The organism is Ureibacillus sp. FSL K6-8385, from assembly GCF_038593155.1.
In the GTDB taxonomy this organism is placed as follows: domain Bacteria; phylum Bacillota; class Bacilli; order Bacillales_A; family Planococcaceae; genus Ureibacillus; species Ureibacillus terrenus.
In genome coordinates, this window is the sequence record NZ_CP151968.1 from 2,466,916 (window position 1) to 2,493,215 (window position 26,300).

Annotated in this window: 21 protein-coding genes, 7 tRNA genes and 3 rRNA genes; 2 read left to right on the plus strand and 29 right to left on the minus strand. The window is 42.9% G+C overall.

Features of this window, described 5'->3' with window-relative positions:
- Positions 1–382 precede the first annotated feature (382 nt).
- The 22 genes from rrf to acpS form a co-directional block, all read right to left on the minus strand.
- Positions 383–498 (minus strand): 5S ribosomal RNA (gene rrf / locus NST62_RS12220).
- Positions 499–550: 52 nt separating this feature from the next.
- A 23S ribosomal RNA gene (locus NST62_RS12225) occupies positions 551–3,476 on the minus strand.
- 134 nt (positions 3,477–3,610) lie between these two features.
- A 16S ribosomal RNA gene (locus NST62_RS12230) occupies positions 3,611–5,162 on the minus strand.
- The 16S, 23S and 5S rRNA genes sit together here with 7 tRNA genes alongside, the layout of an rRNA operon.
- 118 nt (positions 5,163–5,280) lie before the next feature.
- Positions 5,281–5,354: transfer RNA gene (locus NST62_RS12235), tRNA-Gly, on the minus strand.
- A gap of 40 nt (positions 5,355–5,394) precedes the next feature.
- A tRNA-Leu gene (locus NST62_RS12240) sits at positions 5,395–5,480 on the minus strand.
- A gap of 70 nt (positions 5,481–5,550) precedes the next feature.
- Positions 5,551–5,622: transfer RNA gene (locus tag NST62_RS12245), tRNA-Lys, on the minus strand.
- Between the two features lie 12 nt (positions 5,623–5,634).
- Positions 5,635–5,709, minus strand: a tRNA-Gln gene (locus tag NST62_RS12250).
- A gap of 10 nt (positions 5,710–5,719) precedes the next feature.
- Positions 5,720–5,795, minus strand: a tRNA-Asp gene (locus NST62_RS12255).
- 18 nt (positions 5,796–5,813) lie between these two features.
- Positions 5,814–5,885 (minus strand) — tRNA-Glu (locus tag NST62_RS12260).
- A 1-nt stretch (position 5,886) separates the two neighbouring features.
- Positions 5,887–5,961 (minus strand) — tRNA-Asn (locus NST62_RS12265).
- Between the two features lie 178 nt (positions 5,962–6,139).
- Complete coding sequence (locus tag NST62_RS12270; RefSeq protein ID WP_141602679.1) at positions 6,140–6,607, minus strand: SprT family protein; 468 nt, start codon at positions 6,605–6,607, stop codon at positions 6,140–6,142.
- 128 nt (positions 6,608–6,735) lie between these two features.
- Positions 6,736–8,913, minus strand: coding sequence for a Tex family protein (locus NST62_RS12275; RefSeq protein ID WP_342462936.1), 2,178 nt, complete (start codon positions 8,911–8,913; stop codon positions 6,736–6,738).
- Positions 8,914–9,088: 175 nt separating this feature from the next.
- Positions 9,089–9,871 carry an RNA polymerase sigma factor SigB gene (sigB, locus tag NST62_RS12280; RefSeq protein ID WP_141602677.1) on the minus strand — a complete coding sequence of 261 codons (783 nt, stop codon included), beginning with the start codon at positions 9,869–9,871 and terminating at the stop codon, positions 9,089–9,091.
- A complete protein-coding gene (gene rsbW, locus NST62_RS12285; RefSeq protein WP_141602676.1) occupies positions 9,846–10,319 on the minus strand; it encodes an anti-sigma B factor RsbW in 474 nt (157 codons plus the stop codon). The genes sigB and rsbW overlap by 26 nt, the downstream gene beginning before the upstream one ends.
- Positions 10,306–10,650 carry an STAS domain-containing protein gene (locus tag NST62_RS12290; RefSeq protein WP_141602675.1) on the minus strand — a complete coding sequence of 115 codons (345 nt, stop codon included), beginning with the start codon at positions 10,648–10,650 and terminating at the stop codon, positions 10,306–10,308. The genes rsbW and NST62_RS12290 overlap by 14 nt, the downstream gene beginning before the upstream one ends.
- Positions 10,651–10,724: 74 nt before the next feature.
- Positions 10,725–11,723, minus strand: a complete 999-nt coding sequence (locus NST62_RS12295) for a PP2C family protein-serine/threonine phosphatase (RefSeq protein ID WP_328215978.1) — start codon at positions 11,721–11,723, stop codon at positions 10,725–10,727.
- A 16-nt stretch (positions 11,724–11,739) separates the two neighbouring features.
- Positions 11,740–12,141 (minus strand): anti-sigma regulatory factor, encoded by a 402-nt coding sequence (locus NST62_RS12300; RefSeq protein WP_141602673.1) that lies wholly within the window; start codon positions 12,139–12,141, stop codon positions 11,740–11,742.
- 289 nt (positions 12,142–12,430) lie between these two features.
- On the minus strand, positions 12,431–12,781 hold the full coding sequence (locus NST62_RS12305; RefSeq protein ID WP_096549791.1) for a type II toxin-antitoxin system PemK/MazF family toxin: 351 nt from the start codon (positions 12,779–12,781) through the stop codon (positions 12,431–12,433).
- Positions 12,782–12,786: 5 nt separating this feature from the next.
- Positions 12,787–13,002 carry a hypothetical protein gene (locus NST62_RS12310; RefSeq protein ID WP_246045866.1) on the minus strand — a complete coding sequence of 72 codons (216 nt, stop codon included), beginning with the start codon at positions 13,000–13,002 and terminating at the stop codon, positions 12,787–12,789.
- 197 nt (positions 13,003–13,199) lie between these two features.
- Positions 13,200–14,321, minus strand: a complete 1,122-nt coding sequence (alr, locus tag NST62_RS12315; protein WP_141602671.1) for an alanine racemase — start codon at positions 14,319–14,321, stop codon at positions 13,200–13,202.
- 92 nt (positions 14,322–14,413) lie between these two features.
- Positions 14,414–15,427 carry an outer membrane lipoprotein carrier protein LolA gene (locus tag NST62_RS12320; RefSeq protein ID WP_141602670.1) on the minus strand — a complete coding sequence of 338 codons (1,014 nt, stop codon included), beginning with the start codon at positions 15,425–15,427 and terminating at the stop codon, positions 14,414–14,416.
- Positions 15,428–15,525: 98 nt separating this feature from the next.
- Complete coding sequence (gene acpS / locus NST62_RS12325) at positions 15,526–15,885, minus strand: holo-ACP synthase (protein WP_141602669.1); 360 nt, start codon at positions 15,883–15,885, stop codon at positions 15,526–15,528.
- Between the two features lie 70 nt (positions 15,886–15,955).
- Here acpS and NST62_RS12330 point away from each other — a divergent pair, with 70 nt between their 5' ends.
- Entirely contained in the window at positions 15,956–16,561 is a 606-nt protein-coding gene (locus tag NST62_RS12330) for a rhomboid family intramembrane serine protease (RefSeq protein WP_342462937.1), read from the plus strand.
- 41 nt (positions 16,562–16,602) lie between these two features.
- On the opposite strand, the gene NST62_RS12335 is transcribed toward NST62_RS12330, so the two are convergent.
- Entirely contained in the window at positions 16,603–18,111 is a 1,509-nt protein-coding gene (locus NST62_RS12335; protein ID WP_342462938.1) for a PH domain-containing protein, read from the minus strand.
- Positions 18,101–18,580, minus strand: coding sequence for a PH domain-containing protein (locus NST62_RS12340; RefSeq protein ID WP_141602666.1), 480 nt, complete (start codon positions 18,578–18,580; stop codon positions 18,101–18,103). Before NST62_RS12340 ends, NST62_RS12335 begins: the two co-directional genes overlap by 11 nt.
- Positions 18,581–18,769: 189 nt before the next feature.
- Between NST62_RS12340 and NST62_RS12345 the strand changes: the two genes are divergently transcribed.
- Positions 18,770–20,353 carry a long-chain-fatty-acid--CoA ligase gene (locus NST62_RS12345; protein ID WP_328215980.1) on the plus strand — a complete coding sequence of 528 codons (1,584 nt, stop codon included), beginning with the start codon at positions 18,770–18,772 and terminating at the stop codon, positions 20,351–20,353.
- A 44-nt stretch (positions 20,354–20,397) separates the two neighbouring features.
- Here the strand turns inward: NST62_RS12345 and NST62_RS12350 are convergent, their stop codons facing one another.
- From NST62_RS12350 to NST62_RS12370, 5 genes are all read right to left on the minus strand, one after another.
- Complete coding sequence (locus NST62_RS12350) at positions 20,398–21,804, minus strand: DEAD/DEAH box helicase (RefSeq protein ID WP_141602664.1); 1,407 nt, start codon at positions 21,802–21,804, stop codon at positions 20,398–20,400.
- 299 nt (positions 21,805–22,103) lie between these two features.
- Complete coding sequence (locus NST62_RS12355; protein WP_141602663.1) at positions 22,104–22,793, minus strand: alpha/beta fold hydrolase; 690 nt, start codon at positions 22,791–22,793, stop codon at positions 22,104–22,106.
- Positions 22,794–22,878: 85 nt separating this feature from the next.
- The gene (gene murF / locus NST62_RS12360; protein WP_342462939.1) at positions 22,879–24,249 is read right to left on the minus strand and encodes a UDP-N-acetylmuramoyl-tripeptide--D-alanyl-D-alanine ligase; all 1,371 of its coding nucleotides are present in this window, start codon (positions 24,247–24,249) and stop codon (positions 22,879–22,881) included.
- A gap of 13 nt (positions 24,250–24,262) precedes the next feature.
- Complete coding sequence (locus NST62_RS12365) at positions 24,263–25,336, minus strand: D-alanine--D-alanine ligase (protein ID WP_141602661.1); 1,074 nt, start codon at positions 25,334–25,336, stop codon at positions 24,263–24,265.
- 106 nt (positions 25,337–25,442) lie between these two features.
- On the minus strand, positions 25,443–26,192 hold the full coding sequence (locus NST62_RS12370) for a hypothetical protein (RefSeq protein WP_328215982.1): 750 nt from the start codon (positions 26,190–26,192) through the stop codon (positions 25,443–25,445).
- Positions 26,193–26,300 lie beyond the last annotated feature (108 nt).

Sequence of the window (26,300 nt, forward strand, 5' to 3'; positions counted from 1 at the left end):
ACAAACTTTCAATTTTTATCATTTAGGGTTTATTTTTTAAAATAAAACAGCACCACTTTTCAGTGGTGCCTTTGCGAAGCGCGCGTCTATCTCTCGCAGGAGATGCCACCCACTCCCATCGGCGCTGGCTCCGAAGCCCGTTGACCTTCGAATCTCTGCGTCAGCATCGGCGGTCCGGACTCACGTACAAAGTACGCTCCGTTCCGGTCCGCCTCGCTTCCTTGTTCTTCTTGGTCCCCGGGCTTCTCGCCTGCTGCTGATCGGCATTTCCTTTTCTTTTTATTGTCCGTTTCCTTAGCCGCGCCGACCTGACCTTCGGTCTTTGGCAGTTTGGGGCTTTTTTGAAAATAAAAAAGCACCACTTTTTCAGTGGTGCCTTCTTGCGAAGCGACGTCCTACTCTCGCAGGGGGAAGCCCCCAACTACCATCGGCGCTGAAGAGCTTAACTTCCGTGTTCGGTATGGGAACGGGTGTGACCTCTTCGCCATCGTCACTTCACAATATGAGGGTTGTTCCCTCAAAACTGGATAACGGCATCGAAAGTGTTTTCTTGGTTAAGTCCTCGATCGATTAGTATCCGTCAGCTCCACACGTCACCGTGCTTCCACCCCGGACCTATCTACCTCATCGTCTTTGAGGGATCTTACTTGCTTACGCAATGGGAAATCTCATCTTGAGGGGGGCTTCATGCTTAGATGCTTTCAGCACTTATCCCGTCCACACATAGCTACCCAGCTGTGCCTTTGGCAAGACAACTGGTACACCAGCGGTGTGTCCATCCCGGTCCTCTCGTACTAAGGACAGCTCCTCTCAAATTTCCTGCGCCCACGACGGATAGGGACCGAACTGTCTCACGACGTTCTGAACCCAGCTCGCGTACCGCTTTAATGGGCGAACAGCCCAACCCTTGGGACCGACTACAGCCCCAGGATGCGATGAGCCGACATCGAGGTGCCAAACCTCCCCGTCGATGTGGACTCTTGGGGGAGATAAGCCTGTTATCCCCGGGGTAGCTTTTATCCGTTGAGCGATGGCCCTTCCATGCGGAACCACCGGATCACTAAGCCCGTCTTTCGACCCTGCTCGACTTGTAGGTCTCGCAGTCAAGCTCCCTTATGCCTTTACACTCTGCGAATGATTTCCAACCATTCTGAGGGAACCTTTGGGCGCCTCCGTTACTCTTTGGGAGGCGACCGCCCCAGTCAAACTGTCCACCTGACACTGTCTCCCAAGCCGATCAGGCTTGCGGGTTAGAATCCCAGTACAGCCAGGGTAGTATCCCAAGGGCGCCTCCAGGGAAGCTGGCGCTCCCCCTTCTACGGCTCCTACCTATCCTGTACAAGCTGTACCGGAATTCAATATCAGGCTACAGTAAAGCTCCACGGGGTCTTTCCGTCCTGTCGCGGGTAACCTGCATCTTCACAGGTACTATAATTTCACCGAGTCTCTCGTTGAGACAGCGCCCAGATCGTTACGCCTTTCGTGCGGGTCGGAACTTACCCGACAAGGAATTTCGCTACCTTAGGACCGTTATAGTTACGGCCGCCGTTTACTGGGGCTTCAATTCGGAGCTTCGCTTGCGCTAACTCCTCCTCTTAACCTTCCAGCACCGGGCAGGCGTCAGCCCCTATACATCACCTTGCGGTTTAGCAGAGACCTGTGTTTTTGATAAACAGTCGCCTGGGCCTATTCTCTGCGGCTCATCGGGGCTTGCACCCCAATGAGCACCCCTTCTCCCGAAGTTACGGGGTCATTTTGCCGAGTTCCTTAACGAGAGTTCTCTCGCTCGCCTTAGGATTCTCTCCTCGACTACCTGTGTCGGTTTGCGGTACGGGCACCTCCCGCCTCGCTAGAGGCTTTTCTTGGCAGTGTGAAATCGGGAACTTCGCGCGCAATGCGCTCCCCATCACAGCTCAGCGTTGCGGGAAGCGGATTTGCCTACTTCCCCGCCTTGCTGCTTGGACACGCTCGACCAACGGCGTGCTTTCCCTATCCTCCTGCGTCCCCCCATCGCTCAAACGGCGGGGAGGTGGTACAGGAATATCAACCTGTTGCCCATCGTCTACGCCTTTCGGCCTCGACTTAGGTCCCGACTAACCCTGAGCGGACGAGCCTTCCTCAGGAAACCTTAGTCATTCGGCGGATGGGATTCTCACCCATCTTTCGCTACTCATACCGGCATTCTCACTTCTAAGCGCTCCACCAGTCCTTCCGGTCTGACTTCTGCGCGCTTAGAACGCTCTCCTACCACCCGTGCGAAGCACGGATCCACAGCTTCGGTGAACCGTTTAGCCCCGATACATTTTCGGCGCAGCGTCACTCGACCAGTGAGCTATTACGCACTCTTTAAATGATGGCTGCTTCTAAGCCAACATCCTGGTTGTCTAAGCAACGCCACATCCTTTTCCACTTAACGGCTACTTTGGGACCTTAGCTGGTGGTCTGGGCTGTTTCCCTCTCGACCACGGATCTTATCACTCGTAGTCTGACTCCCGTGTATAAATAGCTGGCATTCGGAGTTTGTCTGAATTCGGTAACCCGAGGTGGGCCCCTAGTCCAAACAGTGCTCTACCTCCAGTATTCTTTACACGAGGCTAGCCCTAAAGCTATTTCGGAGAGAACCAGCTATCTCCAAGTTCGATTGGAATTTCTCCGCTACCCACACCTCATCCCCGCACTTTTCAACGTACGTGGGTTCGGGCCTCCAGTGAGTGCTACCTCACCTTCACCCTGGACATGGGTAGATCACCTGGTTTCGGGTCTACGACCACGTACTCCGTCGCCCTGTTCAGACTCGCTTTCGCTGCGGCTCCGCCTCTTCGGCTTAACCTTGCACGTGATCGTAACTCGCCGGTTCATTCTACAAAAGGCACGCCATCACCCGTTAACGGGCTCTGACTACTTGTAGGCACACGGTTTCAGGTTCTCTTTCACTCCCCTCCCGGGGTTCTTTTCACCTTTCCCTCACGGTACTGGTTCGCTATCGGTCACTAGGGAGTATTTAGCCTTGGGAGATGGTCCTCCCGGATTCCGACGGAATTCCACGTGTTCCGCCGTACTCAGGATCCACTCTGGAGAGGATGGATTTTCGACTACAGGGCTGTTACCTTCTACGGCCGTCCTTTCCAGAACGGTTCGTCTAACCCATCCTTTTGTAACTCCGTATAGAGTGTCCTACAACCCCAAGAGGCAAGCCTCTTGGTTTGGGCTCTTCCCGTTTCGCTCGCCGCTACTAAGGGAATCGAGGTTTCTTTCTTCTCCTCCAGGTACTGAGATGTTTCAGTTCCCTGGGTGTGCCCTCTTAACGCTATGAATTCGCGTTAAGATACTGTTCCATTACGAACAGTGGGTTGCCCCATTCGGAAATCTCCGGATCACAGCTTACTTACAGCTCCCCGAAGCATATCGGTGTTAGTCCCGTCCTTCATCGGCTCCTAGTGCCAAGGCATCCACCGTGCGCCCTTACCAACTTAACCGTCGGCTTGCGATTGCTCGCAAGAGCTTCACTTTCAATGCCGTTTATCCAGTTTTCAAGGAACAAGTTTGAAGGTGTATGAACCTTCAAAACTGAACCCAAAACGTCAATGCCTTCATCAGTTATCATCCTTAGAAAGGAGGTGATCCAGCCGCACCTTCCGATACGGCTACCTTGTTACGACTTCACCCCAATCATCTGTCCCACCTTCGGCGGCTGGCTCCCGGAAGGGTTACCTCACCGACTTCGGGTGTTACAGACTCTCGTGGTGTGACGGGCGGTGTGTACAAGGCCCGGGAACGTATTCACCGCGGCATGCTGATCCGCGATTACTAGCGATTCCGGCTTCATGCAGGCGAGTTGCAGCCTGCAATCCGAACTGAGAGCGGCTTTTTGGGATTCGCTCCCCCTCGCGGGTTCGCAGCCCTTTGTACCGCCCATTGTAGCACGTGTGTAGCCCAGGTCATAAGGGGCATGATGATTTGACGTCATCCCCACCTTCCTCCGTATTTGTACGGCAGTCTCCTTAGAGTGCCCAACTGAATGATGGCAACTAAGGACAAGGGTTGCGCTCGTTGCGGGACTTAACCCAACATCTCACGACACGAGCTGACGACAACCATGCACCACCTGTCACCGCTGTCCCCGAAGGGAAGGCCATGTCTCCATGGCGGTCAGCGGGATGTCAAGACCTGGTAAGGTTCTTCGCGTTGCTTCGAATTAAACCACATGCTCCACCGCTTGTGCGGGCCCCCGTCAATTCCTTTGAGTTTCAGTCTTGCGACCGTACTCCCCAGGCGGAGTGCTTAATGCGTTAGCTGCAGCACTAAGGGGCAAGCCCCCTAACACCTAGCACTCATCGTTTACGGCGTGGACTACCAGGGTATCTAATCCTGTTTGCTCCCCACGCTTTCGCGCCTCAGCGTCAGTTACAGGCCAGGAAGCCGCCTTCGCCACTGGTGTTCCTCCATATCTCTACGCATTTCACCGCTACACATGGAATTCCGCTTCCCTCTCCTGCACTCAAGTCTCCCAGTTTCCAATGACCCTCCCCGGTTGAGCCGGGGGCTTTCACATCAGACTTAAGAGACCGCCTGCGCGCGCTTTACGCCCAATAATTCCGGACAACGCTCGCCACCTACGTATTACCGCGGCTGCTGGCACGTAGTTAGCCGTGGCTTTCTCGTAAGGTACCGTCAGGGTGCGGTCAGTTACTACCGCACTTGTTCTTCCCTTACAACAGAGCTTTACGATCCGAAGACCTTCTTCGCTCACGCGGCGTTGCTCCATCAGGCTTTCGCCCATTGTGGAAGATTCCCTACTGCTGCCTCCCGTAGGAGTCTGGGCCGTGTCTCAGTCCCAGTGTGGCCGATCACCCTCTCAGGTCGGCTACGCATCGTCGCCTTGGTAGGCCGTTACCCCACCAACCAGCTAATGCGCCGCGGGCCCATCCTATAGCGGTAGCAGAACCACCTTTCAACACCGGAGCATGCGCTCCGCTGTGTTATCCGGTATTAGCACGCGTTTCCGCGAGTTATCCCGGTCTATAGGGCAGGTTACCCACGTGTTACTCACCCGTCCGCCGCTAACCTCATAAAAAGCAAGCTTCCTATGAGGTCCGCTCGACTTGCATGTATTAGGCACGCCGCCAGCGTTCGTCCTGAGCCAGGATCAAACTCTCCAAAAAGAATTTGATTTCGCTCAAATCGTTTGTCCGAATTCGGTCCGCCGACGGGGCGGCAAACCGGAATTATTTCTGGCATCAACGTTTTGGTGTTCAGTTTTCAAGGTTCATAAGACAAAAATGGAGCGGGTGATGGGAATCGAACCCACGACATCAGCTTGGAAGGCTGAGGTTTTACCATTAAACTACACCCGCATAGTATTATACATATTTAATATTAACGCGCATTTGTTTTTGGTGCGGCCGAGAGGACTTGAACCTCCACGGGGTTGCCCCCACTAGGCCCTCAACCTAGCGCGTCTGCCATTCCGCCACGACCGCATCTATCGGTGGCTTTATTAATTATACATATCTTTTTAATAATGTCAATACTTTTAATAGGAAAAGAAAATGAGCCATGAAGGACTCGAACCTTCGACCCTCTGATTAAAAGTCAGATGCTCTACCACTGAGCTAATGGCTCATTATATAAAATTGGCTGGGGTACCAGGATTCGAACCTGGGCATGACGGAATCAAAATCCGTTGCCTTACCGCTTGGCTATACCCCAACAATGGTAGTGGCGGTCCCGACCGGGATCGAACCGGCGATCTCCTGCGTGACAGGCAGGCATGTTAACCACTACACCACGAGACCGAAAAACAAAAGGAAAAATGACCCCTACGGGATTCGAACCCGTGTTACCGCCGTGAAAGGGCGGTGTCTTAACCACTTGACCAAGGGGCCATGGCTCCGAAGGTAGGATTCGAACCTACGACCGATCGGTTAACAGCCGATTGCTCTACCACTGAGCTACTTCGGAACAATCATTATTTTTTACCTGCCGACTTTTATAATTATAATTATGATTTTTATAAAAGTCAATATTTTTTTGTATGGTGGATAATTTTTTTGTAACTGAAATATCATTCAAGCATCATTATAACATACCAATTATAACGACGCTAATTAATATACCACTAAGCACAAAAAAAGTAAAGCTATTTTTTCTTGAATTCATACACTTTTTTTAATTTGCCGTAACATTTGCCGCAGCGGTATTTAGTTACATCCATTCTTCGTTTTCTTATGTACCGCTGTTTGCATGATATACATTCGTACAAATATTCCGTTTTATTTCTTCTATAATTTTCTTCAATTCTGGAACAATATCTCGGGGCGCCGACCTTCTCCAATAAATTCCGAAAATCTTTGTCCCGGTGTTTGTATCCCTTCCCCTGAAGATGAAGATGGTAATGGCAAAGCTCATGAAGTATAATGCCCTTCAATTCTTCCATGCCAAAGAGTTCATAGGATTTCTGATTGATTTCGATATTGTGGCTGTGCAGCAAGTACCGGCCACCCGTCGTTCTCAATCGGGGATTAAAATAGGCTTTATGCAAAAAGCGTCGCCCAAAGTATTCCAGTGATAATTGTTCCACCAGCTGCTGCAGTTTTTGATCCGTCATTTTCCCCACCATACATTAATGGAATCGATTTTAAATACGAGAGGTGTCTGCTTGTCCGGACACCTCCCATTAAAATTGAACAAGAACCCGAAAAAATATGGATGTTCTCCAAGACGAACACGACCAACTTAATTACCGCCCTGATTATTCTCCGGAGGAATCATTGTCAAAGCTATTCGTCCTTTTTCGATTTCTACTTTCTCTACCCAAACTGTCACAATATCCCCCAAAGAAACAACATCAAGAGGATGTTTAACTCTTCCTTTTTTCAACTTTGATATATGGACCAGACCGTCCTGTTTTACGCCGATATCGACAAAAGCGCCAAAGTCAACAACATTTCTTACGGTTCCCTGTAATTCCATCCCCGCTTTCAAATCCTCCATTTTTAAAACATCTTTTTTCAATATCGGCTGAGGATACTCGTCCCGGGGATCCCGCATCGGCTTCATTAAAGTATCAACAATATCCTTGACGGTAATTTCCCCGACTCCCAATTGTCCGCTTAACCGGGTTAAATTCACTTCACTCAAAGCCTTCTCACATTTTTCCGTGCCGATTTCATTTTTTGATAAGCCGCATGATTCCAATATCTTCTCCGCTATTTCATAACTTTCCGGATGAATACCTGTTGCATCGAACGGATTTTCCGCATCCGGTATACGCAAAAAGCCGATTGCCTGTTCATAGGTTTTGGCGCCAAGTCTCGGCACTTTCTTCAACTGGATACGGTTTGTAAACTTGCCGATTTCGTTTCTCATTTTCACGATATTCTCCGCCACTGTTTTGGAAAGGCCGGAAACATATTGCAACAGGGAACTAGAAGCGGTATTCACGTCGACACCCACTTGGTTTACGGCGGTTTCAACAATAAAAGTCAACGATTCTTCCAATTTCTTTTGTGATACATCATGTTGATATTGGCCAACGCCAACTGCTTTCGGATTAATCTTCACAAGTTCTGACAAAGGATCTTGAAGGCGTCTTGCAATCGACACTGCGCTTCGCTGTTCCACCTGCAAATCCGGAAACTCTTCCCGCGCAATTTCCGAAGCAGAGTAGACGGAAGCCCCGGCTTCATTTACGATGACATATGAAACGTCTCTTTCTACTTCTTTCAACAGCTCGGCAATGAATTGTTCGGTTTCTCTTGAAGCCGTGCCATTTCCGATCGCAATAATGTCAATGGGATACCGGTTCAAAAGGTCTTTTACTATCGTCTTTGATTCTTCCACCTTTGATATTGGAGGATGCGGATAAATTGCAGATACCTCCAACAATTTTCCTGTTTCGTCCACAACCGCCAACTTGCAGCCTGTCCGATATGCAGGATCGATGCCAAGAACCATCACGCCTCGCATGGGTGGCTGCAAAAGCAGGCTCCTCAAGTTTTCGGAAAAAATGTGGATTGCCCTTTCTTCCGCTTTTTCCGTCAGTTCGTTCCGTATCTCTCTTTCGATGGAAGGTTGAATTAGTCTTTTATAACTGTCTTCGATCGCCTCTTTTACCGGAACAATGGAAGGGGAGTTTGATTTAGCCGGAAGCCATTCTTTTTCCATGATTTGCAGCGCTTTGTCCAACGGAACCTGAATGGAGACTTTTAAAATTTCTTCCTTTTCGCCGCGATTGATGGCAAGCGTCCTGTGTGGAACGATCGTTCTTACAGGCTCTTCATATTCGTAATACATTTCAAACACTTTCTTTTCGTCTTTATCCCCATCTTTTACGGATGCAGTAATGACCCCTTCTCTCCATGAAAGCTTCCGTAGTAAATCACGGACTTTGGCGTCGTCGGAAAACCGTTCCGCCAAAATGTCTTTGGCGCCATTTACCGCATCTTCCACTGTGAATACTTCTCTTTCTTCATGAATGAACGGTCTTGCCAAATTCTCTATCGGTTCCATCCCAAATTTCATCAATTCATCCGCCAGCGGTTCCAACCCTTTCTCCTTCGCGATTGTCGCTTTGGTACGCCGTTTTTGCTTATATGGACGATATAAGTCTTCCACCCGTTGCAGAATCGTCGCCGCCCGGATTTCAGCCGCCAATTCTTCCGTCAATTTCCCTTGTTCGTCAATAAGGCGGATGACTTCTTCCTTTCTTTGTTCCAGCTGCTGTAGGTATTTATAACGTTCTTCGATCGATTTTATCTGAACTTCATCAAGGGAACCCGTTGCTTCTTTTCGATAACGAGCAATGAACGGAACCGTGTTTCCGTCTTCCAATAACTTTATGACCGCTTCTACTTGGGATGGTTTTATCTTTTCATCCTTGGCAATCAGTTGAAACAATTGCTTTTCTTCCATTTTTCCACTGCCTTTCTTAATGAGAGCCATATCGAGGATTTCAATAAGTTATTTTAACATTATCAACTTTTATGTACTAACTAAAGAATGTTTCCCTAAAAAAATTAGGGCAAAAAAATAATAGCCTACTCCCAATCAGACCGAGCAGGCTTGTGTCCACAATATTATAAGTCTATCAAATCGAGACACTGCTATTTGCCGCAATAGCACTTTTCAACTTTTCAATCGCTTTTCTCTGAATGCGTGAAACATGCATTTGAGAAATTCCCAACATTTCCCCGGCTTCTTTTTGGCTTAGCTGTTCTAAAAAGGTGAGTTGAATGATTTGCTTTTCACGTTCGGATAAAACATTGATTGCTTCAGAAAAGACGATTCTTTTGTTCGTAAGCTCGTATCGATCGTCCTCTTGTCCAATCATGTCCAATAATGTCACAGTGCTTCCATCCGGATCCGATTCAATGGAATGATCAATCGACAAAGCCTGATAATTTTTTCCGATTTCCATCGCTTCCAACACTTCTTCCACTTCAACGCCCAAGTACTCGGCGATTTCAGGTATGGATGGAGAATGTTGCAATTTCACCGTTAAATATTCTACTGCGGACTTTATCTTAGGCCCTAATTCTTTTATGCGCCGTGGAACATGCACATCCCAGGTTTTATCCCTCAAAAAACGTTTGATTTCACCGACAATCGTCGGAATCGCAAATGCTTCGAACTTTTTTCCGATAGAAGGATCATACCGTTTGATAGCCCCGAGCAAACCTAGCATCCCTACTTGAAAAACGTCATCATAGAGGGATTTTCCATAGGAGTACTTTTTTGCAATGGATTCCACCAAATTTTCATAATGAAGGACTATCTTTGTCAACAGTTCTTCATCTTCTGTTTTTTGATATTCAATAATGCGGGCAACAACTTCATCTTCTGATCTAAGTGATTGGGATCTTGTGGACATTTTCATTCACCTGCTCTTTTGCGACATATTTCGTCATGAAAACAGTGACTCCACCTTCATTGTTCACTCTCACCTCGTCCATTAAAGTTTCCATTAGGTAAAATCCAAGTCCGCCTTCCCGTAAACTTGAAATATTTTCATCTTCCCGATATGGACCAATCTTTGATTTAATCTCTTCAAAATTAAATCCATTTCCATAATCAGATACCATAATTTCCATTTTTTCTTTATATAAAGCGCATCCGATGACAATTTCCCCTTCATCGATACCTTCATAAGCATGCTGTACTACGTTCGTGACGGCTTCACTTACTGCAATTTTCATATCTTCTATTTCGTCATATAAAAAACCTATGCGAGTAGCCAATCCGGAAATTGTTAGACGTATGACACTAACATATTGCGGTTTAGCAGGAATACGAATCTCTACATAGTCAAATGCACTCATTTGCAGGTTCCACCTTTTTATCAGTTTCAATATCCATTAATTCACTCAGTCCGGTAATTTCAAACAGTCTCGCCAATCGTTTAGATAAACGCACCAATTTTAACTTCGCATTTTCTTTGATCACTTTTTTGTAAAACGCAACAAATACTCCCAGTCCCGTACTGTCCATATACGTCACTTTCGATAAATCCAATTCAATGTTCATGCCTTCTTTTAAATTAATTACATCAAGCTCTTCCCTTAATACGGGAGCCGTAAATGTATCAATTTCCCCTTCGATTATTCCATATATACAATTTTCTTCTGCGCGAAATTGTACATTGACGTTCATCTAGCACACCTCCAAATTGACTATATTACCTTTCCCTAAAATTTTAAGGGTTAAACCTAATAACATATTACTTTTTAATATTTTTTAATAATGACTATTGTAAAGTCGTCCGTCAATCGGAAATTATTCAATTTGTTCAAATTTTCAAATATTTTGTCGCACATTTCTTGCGCACTTAAATGTCTCAGCGATTTTGCCAGTTCTTTAATATAAGTGCGGGAATCAAAATTTTTCATATTTCTAAATTCCGTTACTCCATCCGTAACCATGATGATAAAATCGTTTTCCGAAAGATGGATGTCCGTCTGCGAATATTTGATTTCCGGCAATACACCTAATAACAGTCCTTTTGAATCCAAATCGGTGAATGTTTGCTCTTTCGAATTATAATAGAGTGCCGGTTCATGTCCTGCAGAACCGAATGTAAAGATATCATTTTCCAAATCATAACGTCCATAAAACATGGATACAAACATGCTATCGTCTACACTTTTTTCGATGATCCGGTTCAACACTTCAAGAACATAGGAAGGATTGCTGTTTGCATATTCCAACGTATCAAGCCCGTATTTCACCATCGACATGCATAGCGCCGCGGGCACGCCTTTCCCAACAACATCTGTTATGGCGACACTAAAATACTTCTCATCATCATGCATAAAATGAACATAATCGCCATTCATTTTCCGGACAGGTACAGAAACCATTCCGATATCAAGTCCGTTTGGTTTAGGGATTTTTGTTTCGAGCAACAAGTTTTGGATTTTTGCTGCTATTTCCATTTCAATGCGTATTTCTTCCTGCTTTAATAATAAACTTTGATGTTCTTTTAACTTTAATCCAAAGTGAACCATCACTTCGATTAAAAAATCAAAAGAATTCAACACTTCTTCAGGCAGATTTGGAACAATATTCTCCATCGACTGTTTATGGATGCTGACCAAATCTTCGGGTGAAATATTATTTTTCATTAATTGCCGGACAAGATTCTGACCTATATATAAATTGCTTTCGTTCTGATTTAATAAATAATCCGATAACACTTTTTCATATTGAACTTTTAACTCCTTCAAGCAGAATACACTCCCCCTATTTCAACCATTTTTCGATTCTTACCACAGTTCCTTTTCCCAATTCTGAATTGATTTGTATGGAATCCATTAATCGCTTTACGCCTGGAAGACCCGCTCCTTGGCTGGTGGATTTCGTATAACCGTCTTCCAAGATTTTATGGGGATTTGCAATGCCGGGGCCATTATCTATTGCAGTAATGGCAATCCCTTTTTGCCCGTTTTTTTCTATTTTTTCTACTACAATTTCTCCCGTGGTGGCATATAAATATATATTTTTTGCTAACTCACTCGTCGCTGTAGCAATTCTGGCCTGATCCACTACTCCAAATCCGATTTCTTTTGCCATATTCCGGCTTAGTCGACGTGCAGCCACAATATCCAGTTCTGTAACAATTTTTACTGTCGGGTGATTTCTCATGTTTAACACCCCCATTGTTTTTCCCTAACCATCAGGTCGCCATTCTACAATCTGTTTATGGCAGCTAAAAGAATAATAGAAAATATGCCCGTGTATTTAATATAACTTATTGAATAACTTTCCATCAATTACATAAATATATAGAAAATTGGATGCGTCTAGTATTTTCCAAAAAATTGCTTATAAAATACTAACGAATATAATTTCTAACCGGCGGACCATTTTCCTCTTTTTTTCAAAAAAAAAAGGCTGATAAAGCTTCCGCTTTATCAGCAACAGCAAATATGTATCAAAACTTGATCAACCCTAAACTGATTTCTAAAGCGATATCCACTTTTTCCATCAGTTCATCGTCCAGATGCGTGATTCGATCCGTCAATCTGGACTTATCGATGGTGCGCAATTGCTCAAGCAAAATTACCGAATCCCTTTCGAAACCGTATTTTTTTGCATCGATTTCGACATGGGTTGGTAATTTTGCTTTTTGAATTTGCGCAGTAATAGCTGCAATAATGACAGTAGGACTAAATCGATTACCAATATCATTTTGGATAATCAGTACAGGTCTTGTTCCACCCTGTTCAGAACCGACAACAGGTGACAAGTCTGCAAAGAAAACGTCCCCACGTTTTACTATCAATAATTTCATCCCCCGCTTACGAGACGCTCCACTGTATGTTCTGCTTCATACTCGGCATGTAGAAATTCCCTAGCAATAGCCAAATTAATCTGGCCCATTTCTACATACCCTTTGACTAAAGCTTCCCGTATTTGATTTGGTTTACAGGCAACCACTCTGCGTTTAGAAACATAGACAATAATTTCATTGTTTTCATTTTCCAAACCGCAGAATTTCATCATCTCGTTAGGGAGAGCTGCCATTTCCTTTGCATCATTCACTTTTTTCGCATACACAATAAGCACCTCCACAAAAACCAACCTAATCTCATCACTCTCTCTCATTCTAACATCGTTAATTTGAGATGAAAAGACAAGATGTTACAATTTCTGTAATTTTACAATATTTTTGTGGTTTTTGTTGAGGTTTTTGTCGAAAATTATCCTTTTTTGCAGTAAATTCTGGGTACTCTGGAAGTGATGATGCAAGGAACTTCATAATTGATTGTACCAGCTTTGGCAGCCCACTCATCAATTGTTATTTCTTCATTTTTTTGTTTGCCTATTAAAACAACCTTTTCACCAATATTATATGCAGCAGGTAGGGCAATCATACATTGATCCATGCAAATTCTTCCGACAATGGGAACTCTTTTCCCATCGATTAAAACATCCTGTCCGCTATACTTGCGAATCAATCCGTCAGCATAACCAATGGGTATTGTACCAATAAAAGTCGGGCGATCAACAGTATATGAAGCGCCGTAGCCGACAGACTCGCCTGGTCCGATTTGCCTTACGGCTACTAATTCCGTTTCTAGTGAAAAGGCTGGTTTAAGTGGATATGGCAACTTTGATTTGACATATTCGGAAGGTGCAAGTCCGTACATTGAAATACCATAACGCACCGCATCATATTGTAAACGGGCGTCTTTGATCAGAGCGGTTGCCGTATTAGCTGCATGTACGATACGAGGTTTTTTTGGCAGTATTTTCAAAAATTGTTCGAACCGATTGACTTGTTTTTGGAAATACGATTCGTCTTCTTCGTCTGCTGTTGCAAAATGTGTAAAAATCCCATCAACAACAAATTGTCCGGACGATTGTATCGCTTCATACAACGAGCGCAATTCTTCTTCTGTTGCAACACCAATACGATGCATTCCTGTATCCACTTTTATATGTAACTTCAACGTTTTTTTGCAACTGTTTTTCGCTTCATTAACCCAGTTTGGAGAATCAACCGTTAATGTAATATTTTCATTTGCAGCATATTCTGCAAAAGAGGTTGGCGAATATCCCAACACCAATATATCAGGATCAGGTAAATGCTTACGAACATGAAGCGCTTCTTCCGGAGTAGCTACTGCAAGCATGCTCGCACCGGCTTCAAGAGCCGCTTTCGCCACCTCCACATCTCCATGCCCATAAGCATTCGCCTTGACAACGGCTATAATTTGAACATTGGGCTGAATATGTTTTTTTAGTTGAAGAACATTGTATTTGATAGCATCCAAATCAATAATAGCTTTTGTTGGACGGAAGTGCTTATTGGTACGCATCTGTTATTTTTCCCTCTTTTTTCTTTATTAAACCTTTTATCTAAGTGATTCTTTTTGTATTGTAAAACTCTCCGTCCAACAAAGCAACGAAATTACTTAAGACTGCCTTCGGAAATGGACGAAGCAACTTCAATCATTTCTTCTTTTGTTAAATCATTGGAAGCAATAAAGAATGAAATGCCATCTTTCTCAAAACTTAACGAATGATCTGTAATGGCTCCAATCGTGAATCCCAAATCTAAAAGTTCTCCCGGCTGGAATACCGGAATCGTTGCGGATTCGCCAACTTCCACCGGTTCTTGTACCAATGTAAATGATTTGTCACCTTCAAATGTTAAAATCACCCGTTCTGTTCCGTCTTCCGTTTTGATTCGCTTTTCATCCGCTAAAGTCGTGTTGCCCCAAGCCAATACCGGATAATATGTCTGGAAGTTAGTACTTTGCTTTTCTTCAGTTGCCACATTTTGTTTTTCATCCTTTGTAAATTGTTCAACCGCATATTCTTTTTCTTTATGTTGAACTCCTAAGTCGATCTTTTTGAATGTAATCAGCATTTGTTCTTCGTCCGCTTCATTTAAAATGGAAACCGATTTAGGCAGCAACGTTTTCTTATCCACTGTCACTTTTTGTGTAGGCATGATGCTCTTATGATTGTTTCTTGTTGCCGCAGTAAAGATGTAATGATTATCCGTTTCTTCCATTTGGACATTTTTATCGGCCAACAAGTCTTCAGCCAAAGCGCCGATTAAATAAGGCTGGCTGTTTTGTTTTGGCCACTCGCTTTGGAATTTGTACGTTTTCTTGAGTGATGGCGTAACAACAAAAACCCCTTCTTTATTGCGGATGATCATTTGCGTTACGTCTTCATCTTGTTGAGACACTTGAACCCGGTAGAAATCCGGTTGTGTATGCCATACATTGACATCATAAATCCTTGGCTCGTCTCCCGTTTTAATTTCCATTGTCGCTTCCAGTTCATAACCTTTTCCTTTAGCCCATTTTTCGTGCAGCTTCTCCAAAACTTCTTCCTTGGAATCTTTACCGCAAGCACCAAGCACCATGACACTTAACAACAAAACGAAAAATATGATTACTTTGCGTCTCAAAACTCCATCCTTTCTACTCTAACTCGATAGGACAAATATATGAAGGAAGGTAGTTGTTTATGCTATCACTTTTGGACAATAGCCAACTTTCATAAAAGTCAAGAATCCATCATAAGGAGCACCTGTGCCGCAGCATAATCTCTCGAATGAGTGATGCTGACAAAACCGTTCACGGCTTGACCATGAAAATAAAGTACCGGTTTGCCCAGTTCATCGTTTAAAATTTCAATTTGATGAAATTCACATCCCTCCCTTATCCCAGTGCCATTTGCTTTGGAAAATGCTTCTTTTGCCGCAAATCTCCCCGCCAAAAATTCACATTTTCTTTTATCCGAAAGTTGATGAAAAATTTTTTGCTCCCGTTCCGATAAAATGCGTTTATGGAATTTTTCAGATTGATGGATCAATTTCCTGATTCGTTCAATCTCTACTATGTCCAATCCTATTCCTTTAATCATATGTCATGGTTCCCCTTTTATTAATCTGTAAAAACAAGGTATAATAATTTTATAAATTGAGGTGACGTCTATGTTTATCCGTACAGAAAATTTCAGGCAGTATATAAAATTTTATCCTGTTGTTTCAACGCTGATCGCACTAAATATTATTGCATACATAATCACATCGCTTCCTTTTATTGGCAATAGGGTTTTATATTTAGGAATGAGCGTTAATTGGTTGATTGCTGAAGGTGAGTGGTGGCGGGTCATAACTTCCACTTTTTTACACGGAGGTTTTTTCCACATTTTATTTAACATGTTTTCCTTATTTTTGTTCGGGCCGGAACTGGAAAGAATCGCAGGAAAACTGAGGTTTATTACGATTTATTTGTTTTCAGGGATTTTCGGCAATGTTGCAACATTTATTATTGAATCCCCGGATTATGCCAGTGTAGGAGCCAGCGGTTCGATTTATGGAATTTTTGGAGCGTATGCGGCCCTTGCCTACTACACAAAAAACACAATACCGCAATTGAATCAAATCATTATGCCAATCATTGTCATCGGATTAATCATGACCTTTTTGCAGCCGGGTATCAATATTTCCGCTCACATTGGTGGATTAATTACCGGATTTTTGTTCGGACTTGCCTACTTCTCACCAAAAAATATATTACGTTGGCGCAGGAAATAACACTAATTGTGCAATAAAAAATTCATGATTATAGAGAGTGCTTATGCACTCTCTTTATTTATTCCTCTCGTTCTTTCAAACCACGATAAAATTGCATCTGCATCCGATTCGTCCAGATGGGGTACCCGCGCCGTTGCTCCGGCAAGGCCGGACATAACCGTCGCTTGTACAGTCGCGATTTTCTTCCTTTTTTGAAAAAAATTTTGTCTCTTTTGAATAACTTGAATCCGTTTCTTTTCGGCGATGAACGTCACCCGGCTGATCACACGGTACCTTAACGTCAATTGATTTCCCGAAATGAGATAGCCGTTTGTTTTGTATTGCCATAATCCCATTATGAGAACGAACAATGCAAGAAAGATGGACAATAAACCGGCAGGGTAAAAGAAATAAGAACTTAATCCGATGATTGGGATCAAACTTAAAATATACACTCTATAAAAGTGCGGCCGTGATTTTTTAGGAGGACGGACAAATTCTCCTTCCAAGTCGAATGTAAATTGAGGGAATAAATATTGCAGGGGTTCCGACATTTCTTTCTTTGAAATAAGCGGAAACAGCATAATTTTTGTATCCCCCTGTCCAAATCCCCAGCTGGCGCTTTCCACAACCACCGTTGCATAACGGAAGAATTGTCTTAAAGGATTTTCGATGATTTTTATCCCCTGCACCCGGTTGTTCGGGATAATGATTCTTTTTCTTTCCAACAAGCCACGTGTTATAATAATCCGGTCGTTTTCCTGCACCACCGTAAAATCATAGTAATTAATAAACGTAATCATTACCGACAAAATCCAGGCAAATAAAAATGCAAGAAAAATGATGACCATTATAAAAATAAATCCAAATTGAATCATTGCAGCGATTTCTTCAACAATCCAATCAGTCGGTATATACTCGGCAATTTGGGAAAAAAGAGCTGCGACACCTGCAATCACCACCCCGACGCTGTTCGAAGTGGTAGCAAGCAACAGCAAATCTTTTGCGGACATTTTGTGTATCACATGAGCTTCTTCCTGCAATTGGTCCGAAACTTTTGCACCGCCAATTTCAACATTTATTTCATCGTCCTTATCCTGCCCAATATTTAGTTTTTTCGTTTCCCTTTCTATCCTTGCGGCCGCTTCTCTTGTAATCGCTGTAAACTCCGCTTCCGGCCTCCCATTCGTACTTCCTGCCGTTTCCACTGTCACTTCCACAAGACCAAAAATGCGGTGAAAGATCGATTCTTTATAGTTGAAACTTTGAATGCGGTCAAAAGGGATATAGCGCTTCTTTTTGACGAACAATCCATATTCGACTCTCAGTTCATTGTCTTCAAACCAATAGACAAAAGTAAACCATTTAACGATTCCGGAAATTAAATAAAAAATAACAACCAATAAAAAAATAAACAAAGGGATATATTCCCATATCTCTTTACCATCTGCTTTAAAATTAAAACCGTTGACAATCACCAAAATAATCAATGGAAAAAGAAGCTCTTTCAACGCTTTTAAAAAATTAATAAATGCAGATATGGGATGGAGTCTATATTTTTCATACATCATCTTCAGCCACCCTCGCCAACTCGGAAATTCTTTCCCTCAAATGATCCGCTTCTTCCGTTATCAACATCGGAATCACATGCGTTGTCGCTGCAGTAGAAATCGCGATGTTGGCCAGATCATATTTTTTCAGGATAGGTCCCTGCATCGTATCCACGTGCTGAACCCGAACCATCGGAATCAAAGTTCTCTTCACGACAAACAGGCCGCTTTGAATTTCGATTTCCTGTTCCCTTACCTCATAACGCCAATGATCCCATCGGATCTTTGGAAACAGCCAGATTAACGCTATAGCGGCAATCAGGACAACACTTGCAGAAATGAAATAAATAGCGGCAGACCAGTCAAATTGATATGTAAGAAAACTGATTGTTCCCGCAATGACGGACAAGAAAAAAGTATAAATAAGACCATATAATCGCCAAACCGTTAAACCTTTCCGAGGAATTTTGTACTCGAGTTCTCCTCTCATTTTCCCACCTCTTTTCTTTTCTACATATCTTCGTACGGACTATCCTATCAATTTGTTTCAAAATTCTAAATTCTCTTTGAAAATCTATCATAATTATGATATGAAATTCATATAAAAGATTGGGGCTGCTACGAGATTGCAAAAATGTTCACGTTAAAAACAAAGTCATTTATAAGGAGTGTATGTAGAATGAACGTACCTTTAGTCTTGACCCAATTCTTAGATCGGGCCGTAACACTATACGGAGACAAAGAAGCCATCATTGGTTATGAAGGAGATCGGCGATTCACTTACCGCCAATTCAACCAAAGGGTAAATCAGTTATCAAGAGGCCTGCAATCTTTAGGCGTCCAAAAATATGATAAAGTGGCTTATCTTGCACCAAATACGATTGAAATGCTGGAAGGCTTTTATGGCATCTATCAGGTTGGTGCAATCATGGTTCCTTTAAATATCCGATTAAAGCCTGAAGATTACCTGTTTATTTTAAACCATAGCGAATCAAAAGTGTTATTCGTCGACCAGGATCTTTATCATCTAATTGAGCCGATCAAATCAAAATTGAATACCGTGGAAACAATTATTGTTCACTACAAAAATGATGAAACAAATGAAATAGATTATGACGAGTGGCTTGCTTCCTTCGACGGTTCCGAATTTGACCGTGTAGAATTGGATGAAAATGATGAATGCAGTTTACTATACACAAGCGGAACAACAGGCAATCCGAAAGGTGTTCTTCTCACGCACCGAAACAATTATTTGCATGCTTTAAGCTCCATGCATTTCTTGCGGGTAACGGACCAGGACGTGTACCTGCACGTATTGCCGATGTTCCATGTAAATGGATGGGGATCACCATTTTATTACACTGCCAACGGAGCAACCCATGTCACTTTAAGAAAAGTGGCGGCAGATCAAATTTTTGATGCCATCAAAAAATATAATGTAACGGTTATTCACATGGCTCCGACAGTGTTAAATACATTATTGCAATATTATGATGAACATAAACCGGAAATTCCTAAAAATGTAAGAGTAGTTATCGCCGGTTCAGCGCCGCCTCCTGCATTTGTTGAGCGTGTTGAAAAAGATTTGGGATGGGAGTTCATACAAGTTTATGGCATGACTGAATCTTCGCCGCTTTCTTTAGGCTCGCGGATTCTTTCTCCATACCTGGACTTGCCGGAAGAAGAAAAATTCCGGTTAAAAGCAAAAGCCGGAACACCATTTATCGGTACGGAAGTAAAGGTTGTGGACGAAAATGGAGAAGAAGTTCCTCATGATGGTAAAACAATGGGTGAAATCATCGTTCGCGGCAATGGCGTGATGAAGGGCTACTGGAAAAACGAAAATGCTACAATGGAAACAATTGTAAATGGTTGGCTGCATACCGGCGACATCGGAACAATCGATGAAAAAGGATATATTGATATCACGGACCGCAAAAAAGATATTATCATCAGCGGCGGAGAAAACATTTCTTCCATCGAAGTGGAAGGAGTATTATATGAACATCCTGCCGTAAAAGAAGCGGCTGTCATCGCTGTTCCGCATGAAAAATGGGGAGAAACGCCTCATGCAATTGTCGTATTAAAAGAAGGACATAGCGTCACGGAACAGGAGCTGATCGATTTCACCCGTTCCAAATTGGCCCATTTCAAAGCCATTAAAAGCGCATCTTTCGTGGATGAATTGCCAAAAACGGCTTCCGGCAAAATCCAAAAAGTTCAATTGCGAAAACAATATGCAGAATCTATGCAAAAAGCATAGAGAAAGAAAAAAGCAGAAAGGTGACACCTTTCTGCTTTTTCTTTTTATCTCGCTTTTCCTCCTCCAATTTTTTCCCTGCGGCCCCTGTTTTCTCTTCGGCCAATGCGTCCGCCTGAACGCTCCCTCCTCGCCGGCAACGGAGGTTCTTCCGTGATTTTTACAGGGGTATTGTCAGGCTCTTTTGTCATGGATTTAATGGCCGCCGCCACAAGATCCACCGCATCAAAATCTTCCAACAGTTCATCGGCAAATATTCGATATTCTTTTAAATCATTTGCCTGGACAATTTCAATAAGTTTTTCGATAGCCAATCTCTGCTGGCCGGCCAAAGCCTCGCCTTTCGTTGGGGGGCGAAGCGGGGTAATGCGTTTTTTCGTGGTTTCTTCCACTGTACGCAAATATCCCATTTCCCGGGGAGTTACAAACGTTACCGCAACCCCCGAATTCCCTGCACGGCCAGTTCGTCCGATACGGTGAACATAACTTTCGGGGTCTTGAGGGATATCGAAATTATAGACATGGGAAACGCCCGAAATATCCAATCCCCTCGCTGCGACATCCGTCGCTACCAGGATATCGATTTTATTTTCTTTAAATTGCCGCAACACAGACAGGCGTTTTGATTGGCTTAAGTCCCCATGGATTCCTTCCGCCAGATACCCGCGGATCGTCAATGCTTGGGCCAATTCATCCACACGACGCTTTGTGCGTCCAAAGACGATTGCAAGTTCAGGCTGATGGACATCGAGCAGCCGGGTCAAAATATCAAATTTTTCCCGTTCCTGTGATTTAATGAAATATTGTTCTATATTTTCAACCGTCATTTCCTTCGATTTTATTTTTACTTCTTTAGGATTCTCCATAAATTTCGTTGCGATTTTTCGGATCGCCGGTGGCATTGTGGCCGAAAACAGCAACATTTGGCGATTCTTAGGCACATTTTCCAAAATCGCGTTAATGTCGTCAATGAAGCCCATGTTCAACATTTCGTCCGCTTCATCCAATACAAGAGTTTGAACCTTTTCCAGATTCAATGTGCCACGGTTGATATGGTCAATAATTCGCCCAGGCGTTCCTACGATAATTTGCGGTTTATTTTTTAAAGCGCGGATTTGCCGTCCGATATCCTGTCCACCGTAGACCGATAGAATTCTTACCCGCTTATCATAACCGATTTTATAAAGTTCTTCCGAAACTTGAATGGCAAGCTCCCTCGTCGGGGCAATGATCAATGCTTGAATTTCAGGTTTTTTTGTATCAATTTTTTCGATGATTGGGATGCCAAACGCCGCTGTTTTACCCGTACCTGTTTGTGCTTGTCCGATTATATCGCGTCCTTCTAAAGCATATTTGATTGTTCCTTCCTGGATTGGCGTCGCTTCTTCAAATCCCATACGCTTTAATGAACGCAATGTAGATTCGCTAATATTAAATTCTGAAAAATTTGTCAAACTCTTCAAACTCCTTTTTAAATATTAAGTTGACAAATGGTTACATTTTCAGATGAAATGTCGGCAAATGTCGAGCTTGATCTTTAAGCACTGCGGCAATCCATTCCCCAATTTTCGAATATATGAAAAAGAAAGCCCGGTCTTTGCCGAGCGGTTCCATTCTACGGGTTTCTTAGAATAAAACCGATTCATTCAAAAAAAGCACTCTTCCCCTTTTGAAGAGTCTTTGCATAAAATGTATCCATTGCTTTCCTTAGTCTATCATGGCATCAGAAAAAGATGCAATGATAATGCTTTAATTATGATTGTAGAAAACGGAGCACATCCGCAAACCATGATTCGCAATCTTCGCTGAAACAAATATGATGTTTTCCGCAAGATGAATAATAAAGATATTTCTCCGTTGCAGGAAGTTTATCATATAAATATTGTGCCGTTGAATACGGGACGACCCCATCGCATTTTCCCTGCACAATAAAAGTCGGGATATCAATCGATTCAATATACGGCTCCACCTGCCGGACAATCCTCATAAATTGTATTGCGGCACTCACGGGTACATTTCTCAGTTTGTACTCATACATCCGAAAAAATTCATTGTTCTTCAATTGTCCACCAACGGCTTCTTTTGCAATTTTCCTCAAATCTTTTAGCAATTGCTTAGGAGCAATATATTTTACTGCCGCACTCAGGAGCACCAATTTTTTTACCGGGTACCGTTTCGCCAAATATAAAGCGATGACTCCCCCCATGGAAAAACCGACAACAAAAATTTGTTCCGCTTTCTGTGCCAATCGTTTGTATGCCAATTCGGCATCAATCAGCCAATGTTCCGCGGTAAAACCATTTAATGAAAGTTGATCCCCGTGGCCGCATAATGTAGGTGTCTCCACAAACCAATCGGTATGTTTTTGTATGTAATCCGCCAAAGGTTTTATTTCATTTGGCCCTCCGGAAAATCCGTGCAACATTAAAACTCCGATCGACATCCAAAACACTCCCATCAAAATAAAAAAGTGAAATTCATTTCGAATCCAAAGAGTCTCCATGAATTTCACTTTTTTCAAGAAACTTTTATTGTAAATCGTTGATGATCGTTTCCAATTTCATGCCCCGGGACCCTTTGAGCAAGATTAAAGTATCTTTTGTTGCATATTGTTTAATATAATCAACGATTTTCCCATAATCATCTTTCGTGTATAAAAGTCTTCCGGAAAATCTTGGAGACAACCGGTGGTACAGCCATTCCATCCGGGGACCAAATAAACATACCCTGGAAATCTTCTCCCCATCAATATAATCCGCCAATTCCTCATGGAACTGCCGCTCTTTTTCGCCCAGTTCCAGCATATCCCCCAAAACGAGCCACTTATCATTTCTCATGGACGTTGATTGAAGAAATTCAATCGCCGCTTTCATGGATGTCGGAGCAGCGTTATAAGCATCGTTGATAAACAAGATGTCTCCCAATGGCACAAGTTGCATTCGCATGTTTGTCAGCGATACTTGTTCCAGACCTTTTCGAATCTGCTCATCGGACAAGCCGATGGATTTTGCAACCAGCATGGCGCCGGATGCATTTTTGACTTGATGTTTACCTAGGATCGGGATGAAAAATTCCCCGTTCAAATCCCCTTCTACCATAAAACGGCTGCCCTTTTCCGTCGTTTCGATTTCACAAATTCTCAAGTCATTGCCTGATTGAAAACCGAACGCTTTGGATTTCAGTTTTGGAGTTTTTTCAACCAATTCCCTCAACAACGGTTCATCCCCGTCATAAAAAAGGACGCCCTCCGGATCGAGGCCTTTTATGATTTCAAATTTGGCTTTTGCAATCCCTTCGCGGGAACCAAGTTCCTGCATGTGGGCTTCTCCGATGTTTGTAATGATTGCATAATGCGGTTTCGCGAGGGTTGACAAAAATTCGATTTCTCCAAACCCGCTCATCCCCATTTCCAATACGGCCATCTCCGTATCTTCATCAAGAGAAAGGATTGTCAACGGCAATCCCAATTCATTATTGAAGTTTCCAATCGTTTTTTGCACTTTGTAATAAGGGGAAAGCAAGCTTGCTAAAATATCTTTTGAAGAAGTCTTCCCATTTGAACCTGTGATTCCAATAAATGTCGCCTTCAATTCTTCCCGATACATACGGGCCATTTGTTGCAAAGCCGTCTCGGAATCTTCCACGAAAAGAAGCGGCACATTTTTGGGAGGATTTGGCTCATCTTTTAGCCAAAGGGAACAACTGGCCCCTTTTTCAAAGGCCTGTTGGACAAACTTGTGTCCGTTCGTTTTTTCTCCGCGGAACGGGATAAATAAATCCCCTTCTTTGAGCGTTCTTGTATCGATGGAAACACCGGTTACAAGATTCTCTCCATATCCTTCAAGTTCTTCAATGTCGATATTCAACCATTGTGCTATATCTTTAATTTTCTTTCTCATTTTTTCATCCCACTTATTCCCTGTTGAATTGGAGTTGTTGTTTTTCTTCATGGCGTTCAATCGCCAATTCAATGAGCCTATCAATCAATTCGGAATAACTTAAGCCGCTGTTTTGCCAAAGAAGCGGATACATGCTAAAAGGAGTAAAACCTGGCATTGTGTTCACTTCATTGATCAACACTTCATCCCCGCGCACAAAGAAATCAGCTCTTACCAAACCTGCGCAATCCAATATCTTAAAGGCACGGATGGCCATATCTTTCATTTTTTCTTCCACTTCAGGAGAGATTTCGGCAGGAATAATGAGTTGGGTAGAATTGTCCTTATATTTTGATTCGTAATCATAAAACTCCGTTGTCGGTTTGATTTCTCCCGGAACGGACACTTTCGGTTCATTGTTGCCGAGAACAGCCATTTCGATTTCCCGCGCTTCAATTCCCTGTTCCACAATGATTTTCCGGTCATATTTGAAGGCGATGTTGATGGCTTTCTCCAGCTCCTCTCTGTTGGATGCCTTATTGATGCCGACGCTTGAACCCAAATTGGCCGGTTTGACAAACATCGGATAGGCCAATTCATTCTCACATTTTGATAGTAAAGCTTCTTTATTTCGATCCCATTCATAACGAATAAAATAAACAAATGGTACTTGATTCAATCCCGCGACACTGAACAATTGCTTCATGATGACTTTATCCATTCCGCAAGCGGATGATAGCACGCCGTTTCCGACATAGGGCAAATTCAGCAGTTCAAGAAGACCCTGAACTGTACCGTCTTCCCCATAAGTACCGTGCAATAATGGAAAAATGACATCGAATTTTGCCTGATTCTGATTTTCATCTAAAATGAATTCGAGAATGTAATTCGGTTTGCTTTCCTTTTTTGTAAATTTTAATTCTTCGACGGATTCCGCAGGTTTTGTCAACTGAGGACCCCGGCACCATTCACCGTCAAGGGTGATATAAATCGGAATTACATCATATTTCTTATAATCAATGGCTTTTGTTACCGCAGTAGCAGTGATCAAAGATACTTCGTGCTCCGCGGATTTCCCCCCATATAACAATCCAATCCGTTTTTTCATTGTTCGACCTCCAAGTTATAAGTAATACTAGTTTATCATGAAAAGAATGACTTCATGAATAGCAAAAAAGAAAAACCCCCTGTCATCGGCCCTTGGACAGGGAAGTTTACTGCAGTTTAATCAATTCATCATAATCCTGCTTTAATATCATTATTAAATCGTTCCATACTTCATCAGGGTAATCATAATCGGAGAGTGTTCGAATTTCAACCCCAAAATGATTCTTCGGTTTTTCCGCTTTATAGATAGACACAAGCGCTCCTTCTTTAAAATAATGGCGGTATGCTTTTAAATCGGCAGCCTCAATTTTTGGAATTCTCTCTTTTGACTTTCTTCTCCAGAACCCCCCGTTGCCGCCGTTTTCTTTTATAATATTATTGATGAGGGTCGAAACAAGCATCTCAAAATCTTCCAAAAAGTGGAAATATACTTTTGTCGTCTGTTCATTAGCGGATGAACAATACACGTAGCGGTTTTTCAATTTCGGGAAAAAGGGGGAGGTTACCGGTTCTTTTTTATGTCCTAGATACAACAATTCCGCTTGTTCCATCGGTGTAAGTTGATTGACTTGCTTTTCGTCGGAAAAATCCACCCAGCATAAATCCCGATTGGAATCTTCCATCTTTTTTACAAAGTTTTTGATTTCGTCACCTGGAATATAATCCAATTGAGTATGCATATTAAATAAACCGTCTTCGTAACTTTGATTCAGCAACAAAATATTTTTTATTGATTCAACCGCCCCAAAAAATTGTTTCAAAGTCAAACCGCTAAAAATTACAAATTGATTTACAGCGTTCATATGTATAAATAAATGATATAAATAATCATCCGCTGTTTTATGTTTTTTCGCCATCCAATCACTCTCCAATACCGCAACAGTTAAATTTATTATATGATGTAATTAGTTTTTTTTGAAACAATTTCACATTGCCTTCGTCTTAATCATGTGATAAATCTATGA

Bases quoted from the DNA above. Each gene is read 5' to 3' on its own strand.
- NST62_RS12270 (WP_141602679.1), bottom strand. From the start codon at position 6,607: ATGACGGATCAAAAACTGCAGCAGCTGGTGGAACAATTATCACTGGAA.
- NST62_RS12275 (WP_342462936.1), bottom strand. From the start codon at position 8,913: ATGGAAGAAAAGCAATTGTTTCAACTGATTGCCAAGGATGAAAAGATA.
- sigB (WP_141602677.1), bottom strand. From the start codon at position 9,871: ATGTCCACAAGATCCCAATCACTTAGATCAGAAGATGAAGTTGTTGCC.
- rsbW (WP_141602676.1), bottom strand. From the start codon at position 10,319: ATGAGTGCATTTGACTATGTAGAGATTCGTATTCCTGCTAAACCGCAA.
- NST62_RS12290 (WP_141602675.1), bottom strand. From the start codon at position 10,650: ATGAACGTCAATGTACAATTTCGCGCAGAAGAAAATTGTATATATGGA.
- NST62_RS12300 (WP_141602673.1), bottom strand. From the start codon at position 12,141: ATGAGAAATCACCCGACAGTAAAAATTGTTACAGAACTGGATATTGTG.
- NST62_RS12310 (WP_246045866.1), bottom strand. From the start codon at position 13,002: ATGATGAAATTCTGCGGTTTGGAAAATGAAAACAATGAAATTATTGTC.
- alr (WP_141602671.1), bottom strand. From the start codon at position 14,321: ATGCGTACCAATAAGCACTTCCGTCCAACAAAAGCTATTATTGATTTG.
- acpS (WP_141602669.1), bottom strand. From the start codon at position 15,885: ATGATTAAAGGAATAGGATTGGACATAGTAGAGATTGAACGAATCAGG.
- NST62_RS12330 (WP_342462937.1), top strand. From the start codon at position 15,956: ATGTTTATCCGTACAGAAAATTTCAGGCAGTATATAAAATTTTATCCT.
- NST62_RS12335 (WP_342462938.1), bottom strand. From the start codon at position 18,111: ATGATGTATGAAAAATATAGACTCCATCCCATATCTGCATTTATTAAT.
- NST62_RS12340 (WP_141602666.1), bottom strand. From the start codon at position 18,580: ATGAGAGGAGAACTCGAGTACAAAATTCCTCGGAAAGGTTTAACGGTT.
- NST62_RS12345 (WP_328215980.1), top strand. From the start codon at position 18,770: ATGAACGTACCTTTAGTCTTGACCCAATTCTTAGATCGGGCCGTAACA.
- NST62_RS12355 (WP_141602663.1), bottom strand. From the start codon at position 22,793: ATGTCGATCGGAGTTTTAATGTTGCACGGATTTTCCGGAGGGCCAAAT.
- murF (WP_342462939.1), bottom strand. From the start codon at position 24,249: ATGAGAAAGAAAATTAAAGATATAGCACAATGGTTGAATATCGACATT.
- NST62_RS12365 (WP_141602661.1), bottom strand. From the start codon at position 25,336: ATGAAAAAACGGATTGGATTGTTATATGGGGGGAAATCCGCGGAGCAC.
- NST62_RS12370 (WP_328215982.1), bottom strand. From the start codon at position 26,192: ATGGCGAAAAAACATAAAACAGCGGATGATTATTTATATCATTTATTT.